15 protein-coding genes and 1 riboswitch are annotated in these 13,785 nt (G+C 64.4%); of the genes, 8 read left to right on the forward strand and 7 right to left on the reverse strand.

Annotated features, from left to right (window positions below; translation table 11 throughout):
- Window positions 1-167 precede the first annotated feature (167 nt).
- From sucD to EJ071_RS20845, 5 genes are all read right to left on the reverse strand, one after another.
- Entirely contained in the window at window positions 168-1,067 is a 900-nt protein-coding gene (gene sucD, locus EJ071_RS20825; protein ID WP_126099563.1) for a succinate--CoA ligase subunit alpha, read from the reverse strand.
- Between the two features lie 15 nt (window positions 1,068-1,082).
- A complete protein-coding gene (locus EJ071_RS20830) occupies window positions 1,083-2,270 on the reverse strand; it encodes a malate--CoA ligase subunit beta (protein ID WP_126099564.1) in 1,188 nt (395 codons plus the stop codon).
- A 19-nt stretch (window positions 2,271-2,289) separates the two neighbouring features.
- The gene (locus EJ071_RS20835; RefSeq protein WP_126099565.1) at window positions 2,290-3,246 is read right to left on the reverse strand and encodes a CoA ester lyase; all 957 of its coding nucleotides are present in this window, start codon (window positions 3,244-3,246) and stop codon (window positions 2,290-2,292) included.
- 10 nt (window positions 3,247-3,256) lie between these two features.
- Entirely contained in the window at window positions 3,257-4,447 is a 1,191-nt protein-coding gene (locus EJ071_RS20840) for an aminotransferase class V-fold PLP-dependent enzyme (protein ID WP_126099566.1), read from the reverse strand.
- A 121-nt stretch (window positions 4,448-4,568) separates the two neighbouring features.
- Window positions 4,569-5,240 carry a response regulator transcription factor gene (locus tag EJ071_RS20845; RefSeq protein ID WP_245459930.1) on the reverse strand — a complete coding sequence of 224 codons (672 nt, stop codon included), beginning with the start codon at window positions 5,238-5,240 and terminating at the stop codon, window positions 4,569-4,571.
- A gap of 349 nt (window positions 5,241-5,589) precedes the next feature.
- On the opposite strand from EJ071_RS20845, the gene mgtE reads away from it, so the two are divergent.
- A complete protein-coding gene (mgtE, locus tag EJ071_RS20850) occupies window positions 5,590-7,008 on the forward strand; it encodes a magnesium transporter (protein ID WP_126099567.1) in 1,419 nt (472 codons plus the stop codon).
- A 146-nt stretch (window positions 7,009-7,154) separates the two neighbouring features.
- Window positions 7,155-7,541: a MerR family DNA-binding transcriptional regulator gene (locus EJ071_RS20855; protein WP_040969921.1), complete on the forward strand. Its 387-nt coding sequence runs from the start codon at window positions 7,155-7,157 to the stop codon at window positions 7,539-7,541.
- 9 nt (window positions 7,542-7,550) lie between these two features.
- Here the strand turns inward: EJ071_RS20855 and EJ071_RS20860 are convergent, their stop codons facing one another.
- Both EJ071_RS20860 and EJ071_RS20865 read right to left on the reverse strand, forming a co-directional pair.
- Window positions 7,551-8,027: an isoprenylcysteine carboxylmethyltransferase family protein gene (locus EJ071_RS20860; RefSeq protein ID WP_126099568.1), complete on the reverse strand. Its 477-nt coding sequence runs from the start codon at window positions 8,025-8,027 to the stop codon at window positions 7,551-7,553.
- Window positions 8,024-9,025, reverse strand: coding sequence for a DUF1624 domain-containing protein (locus EJ071_RS20865; RefSeq protein WP_126099569.1), 1,002 nt, complete (start codon window positions 9,023-9,025; stop codon window positions 8,024-8,026). The genes EJ071_RS20860 and EJ071_RS20865 overlap by 4 nt, the downstream gene beginning before the upstream one ends.
- Window positions 9,026-9,353: 328 nt before the next feature.
- On the opposite strand from EJ071_RS20865, the gene EJ071_RS20870 reads away from it, so the two are divergent.
- The 6 genes from EJ071_RS20870 (at window position 9,354) to cobO (ending at window position 13,757) form a co-directional block, all read left to right on the forward strand.
- A complete protein-coding gene (locus EJ071_RS20870; RefSeq protein ID WP_126099570.1) occupies window positions 9,354-10,553 on the forward strand; it encodes an MFS transporter in 1,200 nt (399 codons plus the stop codon).
- An 80-nt stretch (window positions 10,554-10,633) separates the two neighbouring features.
- Window positions 10,634-11,320, forward strand: coding sequence for a gamma-glutamylcyclotransferase (locus tag EJ071_RS20875; protein ID WP_126099571.1), 687 nt, complete (start codon window positions 10,634-10,636; stop codon window positions 11,318-11,320).
- 71 nt (window positions 11,321-11,391) lie between these two features.
- Window positions 11,392-11,592, forward strand: a riboswitch (cobalamin riboswitch).
- A 36-nt stretch (window positions 11,593-11,628) separates the two neighbouring features.
- The gene (locus EJ071_RS20880) at window positions 11,629-11,808 is read left to right on the forward strand and encodes a CbtB domain-containing protein (RefSeq protein ID WP_095780832.1); all 180 of its coding nucleotides are present in this window, start codon (window positions 11,629-11,631) and stop codon (window positions 11,806-11,808) included.
- A 15-nt stretch (window positions 11,809-11,823) separates the two neighbouring features.
- The gene (locus EJ071_RS20885; protein ID WP_126099572.1) at window positions 11,824-12,618 is read left to right on the forward strand and encodes a CbtA family protein; all 795 of its coding nucleotides are present in this window, start codon (window positions 11,824-11,826) and stop codon (window positions 12,616-12,618) included.
- Window positions 12,611-13,132, forward strand: a complete 522-nt coding sequence (gene cobU, locus EJ071_RS20890; RefSeq protein ID WP_126099573.1) for a bifunctional adenosylcobinamide kinase/adenosylcobinamide-phosphate guanylyltransferase — start codon at window positions 12,611-12,613, stop codon at window positions 13,130-13,132. The genes EJ071_RS20885 and cobU overlap by 8 nt, the downstream gene beginning before the upstream one ends.
- Window position 13,133: 1 nt before the next feature.
- Complete coding sequence (cobO, locus tag EJ071_RS20895; protein ID WP_126099574.1) at window positions 13,134-13,757, forward strand: cob(I)yrinic acid a,c-diamide adenosyltransferase; 624 nt, start codon at window positions 13,134-13,136, stop codon at window positions 13,755-13,757.
- Window positions 13,758-13,785: the final 28 nt, after the last annotated feature.

Here is a 13,785-nt window from a genome sequence, read left to right on the forward strand (position 1 = left end):
AACTCCCCTCTAAAGCCTCTTTCGACGAGCCGGTTAATTGAAGCGCGCACGCGAATGCTTGCGATCGTGTGTTTGTCCGATAGGCCAAACGGAAACGGCGGCCGGCCACGAGGACCGCGCCGCCGCATCAAGTTTTTGAGTTTCGTGTCGGTCGCCCCTGACCGCGGTCACGCCGCCTTCTTCGACCGCGCCAGCGTATCGGCCACGACCTCGCCGAATGAAGCCGGGGTCGGCACGATGACGACGCCGGCTTCCTTCAGGATCTCGACCTTTTCCTGCGCCGACTCGCCGAAGGCGGAGATGATGGCGCCGGCGTGGCCCATGCGGCGGCCTTTCGGCGCAGACAAGCCCGCGATGTAGGCGATCAGCGGCTTCCGCATATTGTCGCGCGCCCAGATCGCGGCTTCGGCTTCCTGCGGGCCGCCGATCTCTCCGATCATCACCACGGCGTCTGTATCCTCGTCGCGCTCGAAGAGCTGCAGAATGTCCTTGAAGGACGAGCCGTTGATCGGATCGCCGCCGATGCCGACGCTGGTCGACACACCGATGCCCAGCGCCTTCATCTGCGAGGCCGCCTCGTAGCCGAGCGTGCCGGAGCGCCCGACGATGCCGACACGGCCGGGGAGATAGATATTGCCGGGCATGATGCCCATCAGCGCCTGTCCGGGCGTGATGACGCCGGCGCAGTTCGGGCCGACGAGGCGCATGCGGTCCTCGAAGCGGTAGCGGCGCATGTAGCGCTTGACCTGCATCATGTCCTGCGAGGGGATGCCGTCGGTGATGCACACGCATAGCTTGATGCCGGCATCCGCCGCCTCCATGATCGAATCGGCGGCGAACGGCGGCGGCACGAAGACGATGCTGGCTTCGGCGCGGGTCTCGCGCACCGCGCCCTTGACGGTGTTGAACACCGGCAGGCCGAGATGGCTCTGGCCGCCCTTGCCGGGGGTGACGCCGCCGACCAGCTTGGTGCCGTAGCGCTTCATGTCGTCGGCGTGGAAGCTGCCGATCTTGCCGGTAAAACCCTGAACGATGACGCGCGTGCTGCGGTTGAGCAGGATTGCCATTTTTTTCTACCTCCCTCAGGCTGCTTTTTTGTTCTTGGTGACTTTGCGCCACGCGGCGACGGCCTTTTCGGCGGCTTCGGCCAGCGTGTCGGCGACGATCACCTTCTCGCCGGAATCGGCCAGGATCTTGCGCCCTTCCTCGACCTTGGTGCCGGAGAGCCGCACCACCAGCGGCACGTCGACGCCGACCTCGCGGATCGCCTTGATGACGCCTTCGGCGACCCAGTCGCAGCGGTTGATGCCGGCGAAGATGTTGACGAGGATGGTCTCGACATTCTTGTCGCCGAGCACGGCGCGGAAAGACTTCGCCACCCGCTCGGGCGAGGCGCCGCCGCCGATGTCGAGGAAGTTGGCCGGCTCGCCGCCGGCGATCTTGATCATGTCCATCGTTGCCATGGCAAGGCCGGCGCCGTTGATAATGCAGCCGATATTGCCGTCCAGCCCGACATAGGAGAGGCCGCGGTCGCTGGCGAAGGTCTCGCGCGGGTCTTCCTGGCTCTTGTCGCGCAGCTCGGAGATTTCCGGGCGGCGAAACAGCGCGTTCTCGTCGAACGACATTTTTGCATCGAGCGCGACGAGATTGCCGTCGCGGGTCACCACCAGCGGGTTGATCTCCAGCATCGAGGCGTCGTAGTCGCGGAACACCTGGTAGCAGCCGAGGATGGTTTCGGTCGCCTTGCCGATCAGGTTGCTCTCGAGGCCGAGGCCGAAGGCGATCTCGCGCGCCTGAAAACCTTGCATGCCGACACCGGGATCGACGGTGGCGCGGATGATCGAATCCGGCTTTTTTTCGGAGATATCCTCGATCTCCATGCCGCCGGCGGCCGACGCCACGATCATGACGCGCTCTTCCTTCCGGTCGAGCACGAAGCCGAGATAGAGCTCCTGGGCGATGTCGACCGCTTCCTCGAGATAGAGGCGCGAGATCAGCTTGCCGCGCGGGCCGGTCTGCTGGGTCACCAGCTTGCGCCCGAGCATGGCTTCCGCCGCGTTGGAGATCTCCTCGTCATTGGAACAGAGTTTTATGCCGCCGGCCTTGCCGCGCGCGCCCGAATGAACCTGCGCCTTCAGCACCCATTTCGAGCCGCCGATCTCGCGCGCCCGGTAGGTCGCCTGCTCGGGGCTGTAGGCAAGGCCGCCACGCGGCACATGCACGCCGTGGCGAGCGAGCAGTTCCTTGGCCTGGTATTCGTGAATGTCCATTTTTTCCTCCCGGGGATTGTCAGTGCGCCTGCGCCTGGCCGGCGCGCTCGATCGCCTCGCTCACCACCAGCACGTTCCGCGCCATGCGCTCGGATGCCGCGTCGATCATCTTGCCGTCGAGCGCTGCCGCACCCTTGCCGAGCGCCTCCGCCTCCTTGAGCACCTCGAGGATGCGTCGGGCGCGCGTGACCTCCTTCTCCGGCGGCGAGAACACGTCGTTGGCCAAAGCGATCTGCGAAGGGTGGATCGCCCATTTGCCCTCGATGCCGAGCGCCGCGGCACGCCGGGCGGCCGCCTTGTAGCCTTCGGGATCGGAGAAATCGCCGAACGGCCCGTCGATGGCGCGCAGGCCGTAGGCGCGGCAGGCGACGGTCATGCGCGAGAGGGCGAAATGCCATTGGTCGCCGGGATAGTCGGGGTTGAGGCCACCGATGTTGACGGTGCGCGCCTTGTTGCTCGCGGCATAGTCGGCGACGCCGAAATGCATTGCTTCGAGCCTGCCGGGGGTGGCTGCGATCGCCTCGACATTGGCCATGCCGAGCGCCGTCTCGATCAGCGCTTCGAGGCCGACACGGGTCTTGAAACCCTTGGCCATCTCGATCTGGTTGACCATGGCTTCGACCATGTAGAGGTCGGCCGGCACGCCGACCTTCGGCACCAGGATCGTGTCCAGCCGATCGCCAGCTTGTTCCATCACGTCGACCACGTCGCGGTACATGTAATGGGTGTCGAGGCCGTTGATGCGCACCGAGACGGTCTTGCCCTTGGCGCGCCAGTCGATGTCGTTGAGCGCCTGGATGATGTTCTCGCGGGCGCGTTCCTTGTCGGGCGGCGCGACCGCGTCCTCGATGTCGAGGAAGACGAAGTCGGCGGCGCTGTTCGCCGCCTTGTCGATCATCTCCGGGCTGGAGCCAGGAACCGCCAGCTCGCTGCGCTGGAGCCTGAGCTTTTTGAGGTGGTTGATGGTGTGGCTCATCGTCTGCTCCTCACGCCGCCTCGGCGACCGGCACTTCGGCCGTGCGCCTGAAATGCTCGATCGCTGCCGCCACGCCGGAGCCCGGCGCAAGGCGCACGCCGCAATCGAGCAGCGCCATTTCGGCCGCCGACAGCGAAGCACAGACCATCACCTCGTTCAGCCAGCCGAGATGGCCGATGCGGAAGACCTTGCCGAACACCTTGTTGAGGCCGCCGCCGAGCGATGTCTGGTAGGTGCGATAGGCGCGCTTGACGACGTCGCCGCTGTCGATGCCTTCCGGCACCAGGATGGCGCTGACCGTGTCGGAGTGCCATTGCGGCGACTTTGCGCACAACTTCAGGCCCCAGGCGTCGACCGCCTGGCGCACGCCCTCGGCCAGGCGGTGATGGCGGGCGAAGATATTCTCCAGCCCTTCCTCGGCAATCAGGTCGAGCGAGGCGCGCAGGCCACGCAGCAATTGCGTGGCGGGCGTGTAGGGGAAGTAGCCGGCGTCGTTGGCGCGGATCATGTCCTCGAAGGAGAAGTAGCAGCGCTGGTGGGTCGCGACGCGCGAGGCGGCAAGCGCCTTCTTGCTGACCGACAGGAAGCCGAGGCCGGCGGGCAGCATGAAACCTTTCTGCGAGCCGCTGACGGCGCAGTCGACGCGCCATTCCTCCTGGCGGAAGTCGATCGAGCCGATCGACGAGACACCATCGACGAAGAGGAGTGCCGGGTGGTTCGCGGCGTCGAGCGCGGCGCGGCAGCCGGCGACGTCGCTGGTGACGCCGGTCGCGGTTTCGTTCTGGGTGCAGAAGACCGCCTTGATGCGGTGCGCCTTGTCGGCTCGGAGCTTCTCCGCATAGAGGTCGAGCGGGACGCCCGTGCCCCACTCGCAGTCGATGACGTCGACCTCGAAGCCGAGGCGCTCGGCCATGTCGACCCATAGATGCGAGAACTGGCCGAAGCGCGACATCAGCACCCGGTCGCCGGGGTTGAGCACATTGGTCATCGCCGCTTCCCAGGCGCCCGTGCCCGACGAAGGGTAGATGAAGACGCGGCCGGTCTCGTTCTTGAAGACCCGCTTGATGTCCTCGAACAGCGGCAGCGTGAGATTGGGGAAGGAAGCGGCGCGCATGTCCTCCATCGGCAGGTTCATGGCCTGTCGGACCTCCTCCGGAATGTTGGTGGGCCCTGGGATGAAAAGATGGGTGAACCCAGCCATGCGCGAACTCCTCCGATCGTTTGGGATGATGGAGGAAGTTTCGTTGCGAGGGCGCCGAGCAACAACACCTTGCCGGGTAAGTTGTCGCCGCGCGCGGGTAGGGCTGACCTACCCGGCCGGCCTACCCGAATGGCGATTTGGACGTGCGGCGTTTCTCGTTCGCATAGAGCGCGACAGCCATGGCGCGGTTGCGCACGTCAAGCTTGTCGTAGAGATTCTTGAGGTGGTACTTCACCGTGTTCTCCGAGATCCCGGTCCGGGTCGCGATCTGGAGATTGGTCCAGCCATCGGACAGCACCGCAAGCAGCTCGCGCTCACGCACGGTGAGCTGCGACAGCGGCGTGTCGTTGACCTTGTTGATATCGATGTAGGGGATGCAGATCCGCCCATGCGCGACGGCCAGGATCGTCTCGAAGATGATCGGCGGATCGTCGAACTGGAAGCAGTAGCCTTGGGCGCCGAGGCGCACGCACTGCTTCAGGATGCCGATGTCATGGTCGTTGGAAAAAACCGTGATGCGCAGGTCGAGCTTGCGGTTCTGGACTTCCGCCAGGATATCCGCGCCGTCCATGTCGGCGAGTTTCCAGCCGATGACGGCGACGTCGAATTTGGTGTCCTCGGCCAATTCCAGGAATTGCTTGCCGCTCTGCACCGAACTCAAGAGCTCGAAACGCCCGTCGCATTCCAGCATCTCGCGCAGCGCCGACACAACGAGCGGATTGCGCTCGGCGACGACAACGCGTACGCGCCGGTTGCCAATTGCTTCGGTCGTTTTCCGGGACTTGAGGTTCAAGGCCTGCCGATTGTCCTGTCGATCTTTATGCAGTTGCCGGTCCCTTCGGACCTGCATCATGACAATTCTGCCCCAATCGCAAAAGGGCGCTCTTTCCGCAGCGACATGCGCTGTCGCGCCGGCTGAAGCCGAGAATTGCCAGGCGGTCAGGTCGCGTCGAAGGCCTCACGCGGCATATTTCGCTGAATATTCCGCATGCTAGCGCAACGATTTCGCAAGACGAATCGCATCACGGCCCTATCTGCCGCATTGGCATAGGATTTCCCCGAAAAGCGGTTTCCACTTTCGGGGATCATGCTCTAGACCTTGATTTCGCACCCTTTCCGGATTCCTGTTGGCGGAGGCGCTGGTGGAAGCCCAGGACACAGAGACGACCGGCGCCAGGGCCGCCGACGAGCACCACGCCGATATCTACGGCGAGGACGGCGCCGTCCGTTCCTCCTTCCTTGCCCAGATCGGCGCAGCCATCGCCGACCGCGACACGTTGACCCTCAAGCGAGAGGTCGACGACCTGCATCAGTCCGAACTCGGCGATCTGCTGGAGGCGCTGCATCCCGAGCAGCGCCGGGCCCTGGTCGAGCTGCTCGGTTCCGATTTCGACTTCTCCGCGCTGACCGAGGTCGACGAGGCTATCCGCCTCGACATCGTCGACAATTTGCCCAACGCGCAGATCGCGCAGGCGGTGCAGGAACTCGATTCGGACGACGCCGTCTACATCCTCGAGGATCTCGACCGGGAAGACCAGGAAGAGATCCTCTCGCAACTGCCCTTCACCGAGCGCATCAGGCTGAGGCGCGCGCTCGACTATCCGGAAGAGACGGCCGGGCGGCGCATGCAGACGGAGTTCGTCGCCGTGCCGCCGTTCTGGACGATCGGCCAGACCATCGACTACATGCGCGAGGACAAGAACCTTCCCGACCGCTTCAGCCAGATCTTCGTCATCGACCCGAGCTTCAAGCTGCTCGGCGCCATCGACCTCGACCAGATCCTGCGCACCAAGCGCGCGGTGAAGGTCGAGGACGTGATGCACGAGACGCGACATGCCATCCCGGCCACCATGGACCAGGAGGAAGCGGCGCGCGAGTTCGAGCAGTACGACCTGCTCTCGGCCGCGGTGGTCGACGAGAACGACCGGCTGGTCGGCGTGCTCACCATCGACGACGTGGTCGACGTCATCCAGCAGGAAGCGGAGGAAGACCTTCTGCGCATGGGCGGCGTCGGCGACGAAGAGCTGTCCGATACCGTGCTGGCCACCTCGCGTTCGCGCGTGCCTTGGCTACTCGTCAATTTGTTGACGGCATTCCTGGCGGCATCGGTGATCGGCCTGTTCGACCGCACGATCGAGCACATCGTGGCGCTGGCGGTGCTGATGCCAATCGTCGCCGGCATGGGCGGCAATGCCGGCTCGCAGACCATGACCGTCACCGTGCGGGCGTTGGCGACAAGGGATCTCGACATCTACAACGCCGCCCGCATCATCCGCCGCGAGCTGGGCGTCGGCTTCATCAACGGCATGGTGTTTGCGGTGCTGATCGGGACGGTCGCCGGGCTCTGGTTCCACGACCCTAACCTGGGCGGCATCATCGCGGCCGCAATGATCATCAACATGTTCGCCGCGGCACTGGCCGGAATTCTCATCCCACTGGTGCTCGACCGCTTCAAGATCGATCCGGCGGTGGCCTCGGCCGTCTTCGTCACCACGGTCACCGATGTCGTCGGCTTTTTTGCCTTCCTTGGGTTGGCCACCTGGTGGTTTGGCGTTTCCTAAGAGAGTGCTACAATTGACTTTTACGTAAATGCCGTGCGACGTTGCCTTGGGATCATATGCCGATTCCGGCATGTGACGGGGTTTGATCGGAGGAAGGGCGACGCTTCTGCGTAGCGATGCCTGGACATTTGGGCGTGGGAGCGAGAATGCGGGAATATTACACGATCACCGAGCTGACGCGCGAGTTCGACGTGTCGACCCGGACGTTGCGGTTCTATGAGGATGAAGGGCTGGTGCAGCCGATCCGGCGCGGCCGCACGCGGCTGTTCCGCCCCTCCGACCGGCATCTCATCCGCCAGATCATGCGCGGCAAGCGGCTCGGCTTCTCGATCGCCGAGATCCGGGAAATCATCCAGATGTACAAGGAGCCGCCCGGCGAGGTCGGCCAGCTCAAGCTGATGATCAAGCGCATCGAGGAAAAGCGCGAGGACTTGCGCCAGAAGCGGCGCGATCTCGAGGAAACGCTGGCCGAGCTCGACCAGGCCGAGGAGTCGTGCGTGGAGCGGCTGGCGGAGCTGGGTGTCAACACCTGAGCGGTAGGCTCAAATCCAGCGCCGGACCCGTTTGGCATAGTCGCGGTACTTCTTGCCGAACTTCGCCGCCAGCATTTTTTCCTCCTTCTCGATCGCCAGCTTCTGCGTGGCGAAGGCGGCGAGGAAGGCGAAGAGCAGGAACCAGGCGATGCCGGTAATGAAGGACACGCCGATCAAGAGCAGCGTGTTGGCGAGATACATCGGGTTGCGGGTGATGCCGAAGGGCCCCGACGTCACCAGATGGTCGGGCTCGGCATTGGGATTGAGCGTCGTCTTCGCGCGCACCATGGTGCGGATCGCCGTGACCCAGAGCGCTGCGACGCCGAAAAGCGCCACCCAGCCGGCGCCGACCAGGATGTCGCCAAAAATGTCGCCGATCCAGGGCAGCGGGTAGAGCATGCCGAGCACGACGCTGAGCGCGATCGCCACGACATAGATCACGGGCGGCCAGGGAATGATCCCATGCTTCGGCTGGGTGCCGGTCATTGTTGTCCTCCCTCCATCTTGCTTTCGGTCGCCGCGGTGCAGGTGCTCGCGAGATCCGCAAGATGCGATTTCCAGATCTCGGTCTGGTCGTTGCCGTAGAGCTTGTCGAGAGACCCTTCGCCCTTCAGCGTGGCCAGCATGCAGCCACAATAGCTGGAACAGAACGTCGTGTCCCGCTGCTGTTCGCAGGAGGCCTGGCAGGCTTTCAGGAAGCCGGCGTCCTTGTCCTGCGGCGGTGCCGGCATGACCTGCGAAAGCAGCCAGACCGAGCCGAACAGCACCGGCTGGTGGATGAGGTAGAAGGCGAGGCTATGCCGGCCGATGAAGACAAGCGGATTGGACCAGCGGCCGGGCATCCAGGTCCCCAGGCGAGCGAGAAGGCCGGATGCTGAAGCGAGCTTGACGACCGCGACGCCTGCAAGCACCGCGCCGAACCATGGAAACAGCGGCACATAATCGTTCGAGCGCGGGTTGGTCGCCGACAGCCCGACCCACCACAGCGCCGGATGGTCGAAGAATTCCGACCTGGAAAAATAGGGCGCTGCGATCACGGCCGCAGCGGCAATTGCAGTCAGCAGCGCCGGCAGCCTGAGAAACGCGAGGCCGAGCAGGCTTGCCAGCGCGATCTCATGCAGGATGCCGAAGAAGATGAAGCCGTCAGGCGTGGCGATATAGGTGACGGCCGAGATGGCGATCGCCGCCAGCGCGACCATGGCAAAACGCTTCCAGAAGCTCGGCCAGCGGATCTGGCGGCCATGCGCAAGGAACAGGCTGACACCGACCAGGAACAGGAAGGTGGAGGCGATGCAGCGCGCACAGAGCTTCCACCAGCCGAAGGCGGTCAGGCCGGGCGCGGTGTAGCCGAAGTTTTCGAGGTCCCAGGTGAAGTGGTAGCTCGCCATGGCGATCAGCGCGATGCCACGCAGGATATCGATGGCGACGATGCGGCTGTGCTTCGGCGCGTCCTGAACGGCTTCGCTCGTCGTCTGAAGGCTCATGATCTCGCATCCGATTCAGTCGTGCCAAAACGACTATCACGGTTCGGGCGAACAACAGAGGGTGGATCGGCAGCGGCGATCCGACGGCACGGCAAGCCACTTTAATGCATGTCGCCCAGAAGTGTGCAGCGGTTCTGGGGCAACGACATGCACCAAAGCAAAGGCCTAAGGCGCGTCGCCTGAATCCGTTTCAGCGCGACGCGCTTTAGGCCAGTAGCGGAAAGCCTTTGGCCGGCTTCGCTTTTCGGCTTCTCGGAGTCGGTTTCCTGCTACTGGCCGACCGCTGGTCCGGCCAGATTTGGCGAGCGATTCACTTTTCGGAGGGCCGATGTCCACCCATGTGCGCCATCCGATCTGGCTTCCGGCGCTGCGGCCGGCAGACGCGCGCACCTTCGCCTCGCTCTACGCGGTCGAATCCTTTGCCCGCGCCACGATCTCCAGCGTCATTCCTATCCAGGCCTACGAGATACTGCACAACGAGCAGATCGTCTCGATCCTCTACACAATCGTGTCGCTGCTCGGGCTTTCGGTGACGCTATTCATGCCGATGCTGATCCGCCGCTTCGCGCGGCGCTGGGTCTACACGGCCGGCTGCCTGATGCTGGCGCTCGGTTCGGTTTTCTTCGTCACCCACACGCTGCCTGGGCAACTCGCCGGCATGCTTTGCCGCGTCATGGGGGCGAGCGCGCTGTCGATCACGCTCAACCTCTATATTATGGACCACATCCGCAAGACCGACTTCATGCAGGCGGAGTCGCTGCGCATGGCGTGGTCGATGTTTGCCTGGACCGGCGGGCCGACGCTCGGCATTTTCCTCTATGCGCGCTTCGGCATCTATGCCGCGCATGGCGTGGTCGTGGCCTTCGCGCTGGCATTGCTGGCGCTGTTCTGGACCTACCGGCTGGGCGACAATCCGTCGATCCGCCCCGGCAAGAGCCGGCCGGCCAATCCGCTCGCCAATATCGGCCGCTTCATCGCGCAGCCGCGCCTGCGTCTCGCCTGGCTGATCGCCTTCGGTCGCTCCTGCTTCTGGACGACCTTCTTCGTCTACGGCCCGCTGTTCATGGTGATCACCGGCGAGGGCAAGCTTGCCGGCGGGTTGCTGGTCTCGGCTGGCAATGCGCTGTTGTTCATGGCGATCTTCTGGGGCAGGGCGGGAAAGCGGTTCGGCGGCCGGCGGACCATGACCTTCGCCTATTTCGCGATGTCTGCCATGCTGCTTGCGGCGGGAGGTGTCGGCGCAGCCGCGCCGCTGCTCACCGCCGGCTTCCTGCTCTGCGGCGCGCTCTTCACCATCGCGCTCGACGCGCTGGGTTCCACCGCCTTCATGCGTTCGGTGCGCTCTTACGAAAAGGCGCAGATGGCGGCGGTCTACCGCACCTATCTCGACTTTTCCGAGTTGACGCCGCCGCTCGTCTATTCGGTGGTGCTGAGCTTCTTCGGGCTGGGCTCGGTCTTCGTCACGCTCGGACTGTTGGCCGCCTTCTGCGGCTTCGTCACCTGGCGCTATTTGCCGAAGTCGTTTTGACCGGATGGTCTTCCGCATTGTGGCGATTGTGCGGGCACCTTAAGCTCTGTTCGCATTGCGGGCTGGCCAGGGTTTCAAGCATGTCTGCAAGAACGATGTCGCTCACCGAGGAACTCGTCGCCCGCTGTTTTCGTGCGGTCGAGGATCCAGGGCCAGATCCTGATGCGCAGCATCTCTGCGACAGCGACTATGAAGCCATGCTGGATGCGTTCGAGGCTGAGCTTCCCGCGACCGAACCGCTATGGCTGTTGGGCTATGGTTCGCTGATCTGGAAGCCTGAAATCGAGCATGTCGAGGAGCGGGTCGCCGTGGCGCGCGGCTGGCATCGCTCCTTCTGTATGAAGATGACGCGCTGGCGCGGCACCAAGCAGAGCCCGGGCCTGATGATGGCGCTGGATCGCGGCGGGCAATGCAAGGGCGTCGCCTTCCGCCTGAACGGTGGTGAGCGCCGGCAAGCGCTGGACAAGCTTTTCCGGCGCGAGATGACGCTGAAGCCGACCAGCTACCACCCGCGCCTGCTGCAGCTTGCAACCGACAAAGGGCCGTTGCGGGCGCTCGCCTTCGTCATCAATCGCAAGGGCACGACCTATGCCGGCCCACTCAGCGAAGAGGAGGTGGTCGAAAGGCTGGCGACGTCCTGCGGCCATTGGGGTTCGGGCGCCGATTATCTCTACAACACCGTCAAGAATCTCGAAGCGCGCGGTATCCACGACGCCCATTTGTGGCGATTGCAGCAGCTTGTCGCCGAAAGGATTGCCGGCTCCTAGCACGCCACTGCGTGCCGCAATCGCGCTCTGAGGTGGCGGAATTTGGTTTGCCGGGCGCGATGATTCTGCCTATAGTCGGTCGCGTCGTCGGTTCCGTTTTTGGAGCCAAGAGGGAATGCGGTGAGGGTGGACTTTTTTGCCCAAAGCCGTGGCTGCCCCCGCAACTGTATGCGGTAGTCCTCTCCATAGACCACTGGGGATTTTTCCTCGGGAAGGTGGGGAAGGGCGCGGATCCGCGAGCCAGGAGACCTGCCGGCGACGGCAAAGTTGACTTCTATGCCCTCGGGTGGAGGGCGAAAGGACAAGACATGAATACCGCTTCCGTCTCTCTCGGCGCCTCCGTCTCCTCGCAGTCGCGCATCATGCAGCTGGCCTTGGCCGCGCTGCTCGGCATTTTCGTCGTCGGCTTTGTCGGCTTCTCGCATATCGATGCGGTCCACAATGCCGCCCACGACTATCGCCACTCGATGGCTTTTCCCTGCCACTAAGCTAGGTCCGACATCATGAATCTGTTTCGCAACGTCGTGTTCATCGCGGCGATCGCGGGGCTCGTGGCGGGCATCGTGCTCGCCTGCATGCAGGCCTACGCGACCGTGCCGCTGATCCTCAAGGCGGAAGTCTATGAAAAGGCGGGTGGCGGTCATCACCACGACCATGCCGCGACCTCAGCCAACAATGCGATGAGCTCGGCTGCTCCGGCGGACAACGCAATGAGCACCGCTGCTCCGGCGCCGACGGAAGCGGCGGCTCCGGCCGAAGACGAGGGCTGGGCGCCGGCCGACGGCTTCGAACGCTTTGCCTTCAACGTAGTCGCCAACATCGTCACCGGCATCGGTTTCGCGCTGATCCTGGCCGCGGTCTCCGAATTCGCGGGCGGCATCGGTAACTGGCGCCAGGGCGTGTTCTGGGGCCTCGCCGGCTTTGCCGTGTTCACCCTGGCGCCGGGCCTCAGCCTGCCACCGGAACTGCCGGCGATGCCGGTGCCCGAGCTGTTGCCGCGCCAGATCTGGTGGATTTCGACAGTGGCGGCAACGGCGGTCGGTCTTGGCCTGATCGCCTTCCGAAAGTCGCTGCCGCTGGCCATACTGGCCGTCGTACTGATCGTTGCGCCGCACGTCGTCGGCGCGCCGCAGCCCGACAGCTTCGAGACGGCAATTCCGGAAGGGCTGCATCATCAGTTCGTGGTGGCGGTGACGCTCACCGACCTGGTGTTCTGGCTGGTGCTGGGTGCCGTCGTCGGCGTGGTGCGCGGCCGCTTCACCGGCACGGCGACCAGCCTGCGCGGCAGCTTTGCCTGATCGCGCCGAGGGTCGCCTGACCTTCATCCTCGGCGGCGCGCGCTCCGGCAAGAGCGCGCATGCCGAGATCCTGGCGACGGCAACCCCTTCGCCCTGGGTCTACATCGCCACCGCACAGGCCTATGACGACGAGATGCGCGAGCGCATCGCGCTGCATCGCTCGCGGCGCGGCGAAGGCTGGGTGACCATCGATGCGCCGCTCGATCTCACCAGCGCGATCGAGGCCTTGCCGGATCACCAGCCGGTGCTGATCGATTGCCTGACATTGTGGCTGACCAATCATATGCTGGCGGAACATGACATCGAGGCCGAATGCCGGCGGCTCTCGGATGTGCTGTCGCGCCCGCGTGGCCCATGGTTCGTGGTGTCGAACGAAGTCGGACTCGGCATCGTGCCGGACAATGCGCTGGCGCGCCGGTTCCGCGACGCCGCCGGCCGGCTCAACCAGCAGGTCGCGGCGGTCGCCGACAGCGTGCTGATGATGGTGGCCGGGCTGCCGCTCAAGGTGAAGTGACATGGCTGACGACAACACCAGCGAAGACAGGGACGCCGAACGCCATCGCGCCAAGATGGCCAAGCGCAAGGCGGTGCAGGATGCCGAGGTGGCGGGCAAGACGATCGAGAAGGGCCTGCTGATCGTCAACACCGGACCGGGCAAGGGCAAGACCACCGCGGCCTTCGGCCTGGCGCTGAGAATGCTGGGCTACGGCAAGCGCGTCGGCGTCGTCCAGTTCATCAAGGGCAAGTGGCACACCGGCGAGAAGGACGCGTTCGCCGCCTTCGGCGACCGCGTCGTCTGGCATGCGATGGGCGAGGGGTTCACCTGGGAGACGCAGGACCTCAAGCGCGACATCGCCGCCGCCGAGGCCGCCTGGGCGAAGGCGCACGAGCTGATGGCCGACCCTTCGATCAGCCTCGTCGTGCTCGACGAACTCAACATCGCGCTGCGCTACGACTATCTCGACCTTGAAAAGGTGGTCGCGGCGCTGAAGGCGCGCCGCGAGGGCCTGCATGTCATCGTCACCGGCCGCAACGCCAAGCCTCTATTGATCGACGCGGCCGATCTCGTCACCGAGATGGGCCTGACCAAGCACCACTTCTCGGCGGGCGTGAAGGCGCAGCAGGGAATTGAATTCTGAAGCGCCATAAAGCGCCTCGCGCTGAAAC

It is taken from the genome of Mesorhizobium sp. M1B.F.Ca.ET.045.04.1.1, from assembly GCF_003952465.1.
GTDB lineage: Bacteria > Pseudomonadota > Alphaproteobacteria > Rhizobiales > Rhizobiaceae > Mesorhizobium > Mesorhizobium shonense.

Coding starts and splice junctions, on each gene's coding strand:
- EJ071_RS20855 (WP_040969921.1), top strand. CDS start 7,155: ATGCGGGAATATTACACGATCACCGAGCTGACGCGCGAGTTCGACGTG.
- EJ071_RS20865 (WP_126099569.1), bottom strand. CDS start 9,025: ATGAGCCTTCAGACGACGAGCGAAGCCGTTCAGGACGCGCCGAAGCAC.
- EJ071_RS20840 (WP_126099566.1), bottom strand. CDS start 4,447: ATGGCTGGGTTCACCCATCTTTTCATCCCAGGGCCCACCAACATTCCG.
- sucD (WP_126099563.1), bottom strand. CDS start 1,067: ATGGCAATCCTGCTCAACCGCAGCACGCGCGTCATCGTTCAGGGTTTT.
- EJ071_RS20885 (WP_126099572.1), top strand. CDS start 11,824: ATGAATCTGTTTCGCAACGTCGTGTTCATCGCGGCGATCGCGGGGCTC.
- EJ071_RS20870 (WP_126099570.1), top strand. CDS start 9,354: ATGTCCACCCATGTGCGCCATCCGATCTGGCTTCCGGCGCTGCGGCCG.
- EJ071_RS20860 (WP_126099568.1), bottom strand. CDS start 8,027: ATGACCGGCACCCAGCCGAAGCATGGGATCATTCCCTGGCCGCCCGTG.
- EJ071_RS20835 (WP_126099565.1), bottom strand. CDS start 3,246: ATGAGCCACACCATCAACCACCTCAAAAAGCTCAGGCTCCAGCGCAGC.
- cobO (WP_126099574.1), top strand. CDS start 13,134: ATGGCTGACGACAACACCAGCGAAGACAGGGACGCCGAACGCCATCGC.
- EJ071_RS20880 (WP_095780832.1), top strand. CDS start 11,629: ATGAATACCGCTTCCGTCTCTCTCGGCGCCTCCGTCTCCTCGCAGTCG.
- EJ071_RS20875 (WP_126099571.1), top strand. CDS start 10,634: ATGTCTGCAAGAACGATGTCGCTCACCGAGGAACTCGTCGCCCGCTGT.
- EJ071_RS20830 (WP_126099564.1), bottom strand. CDS start 2,270: ATGGACATTCACGAATACCAGGCCAAGGAACTGCTCGCTCGCCACGGC.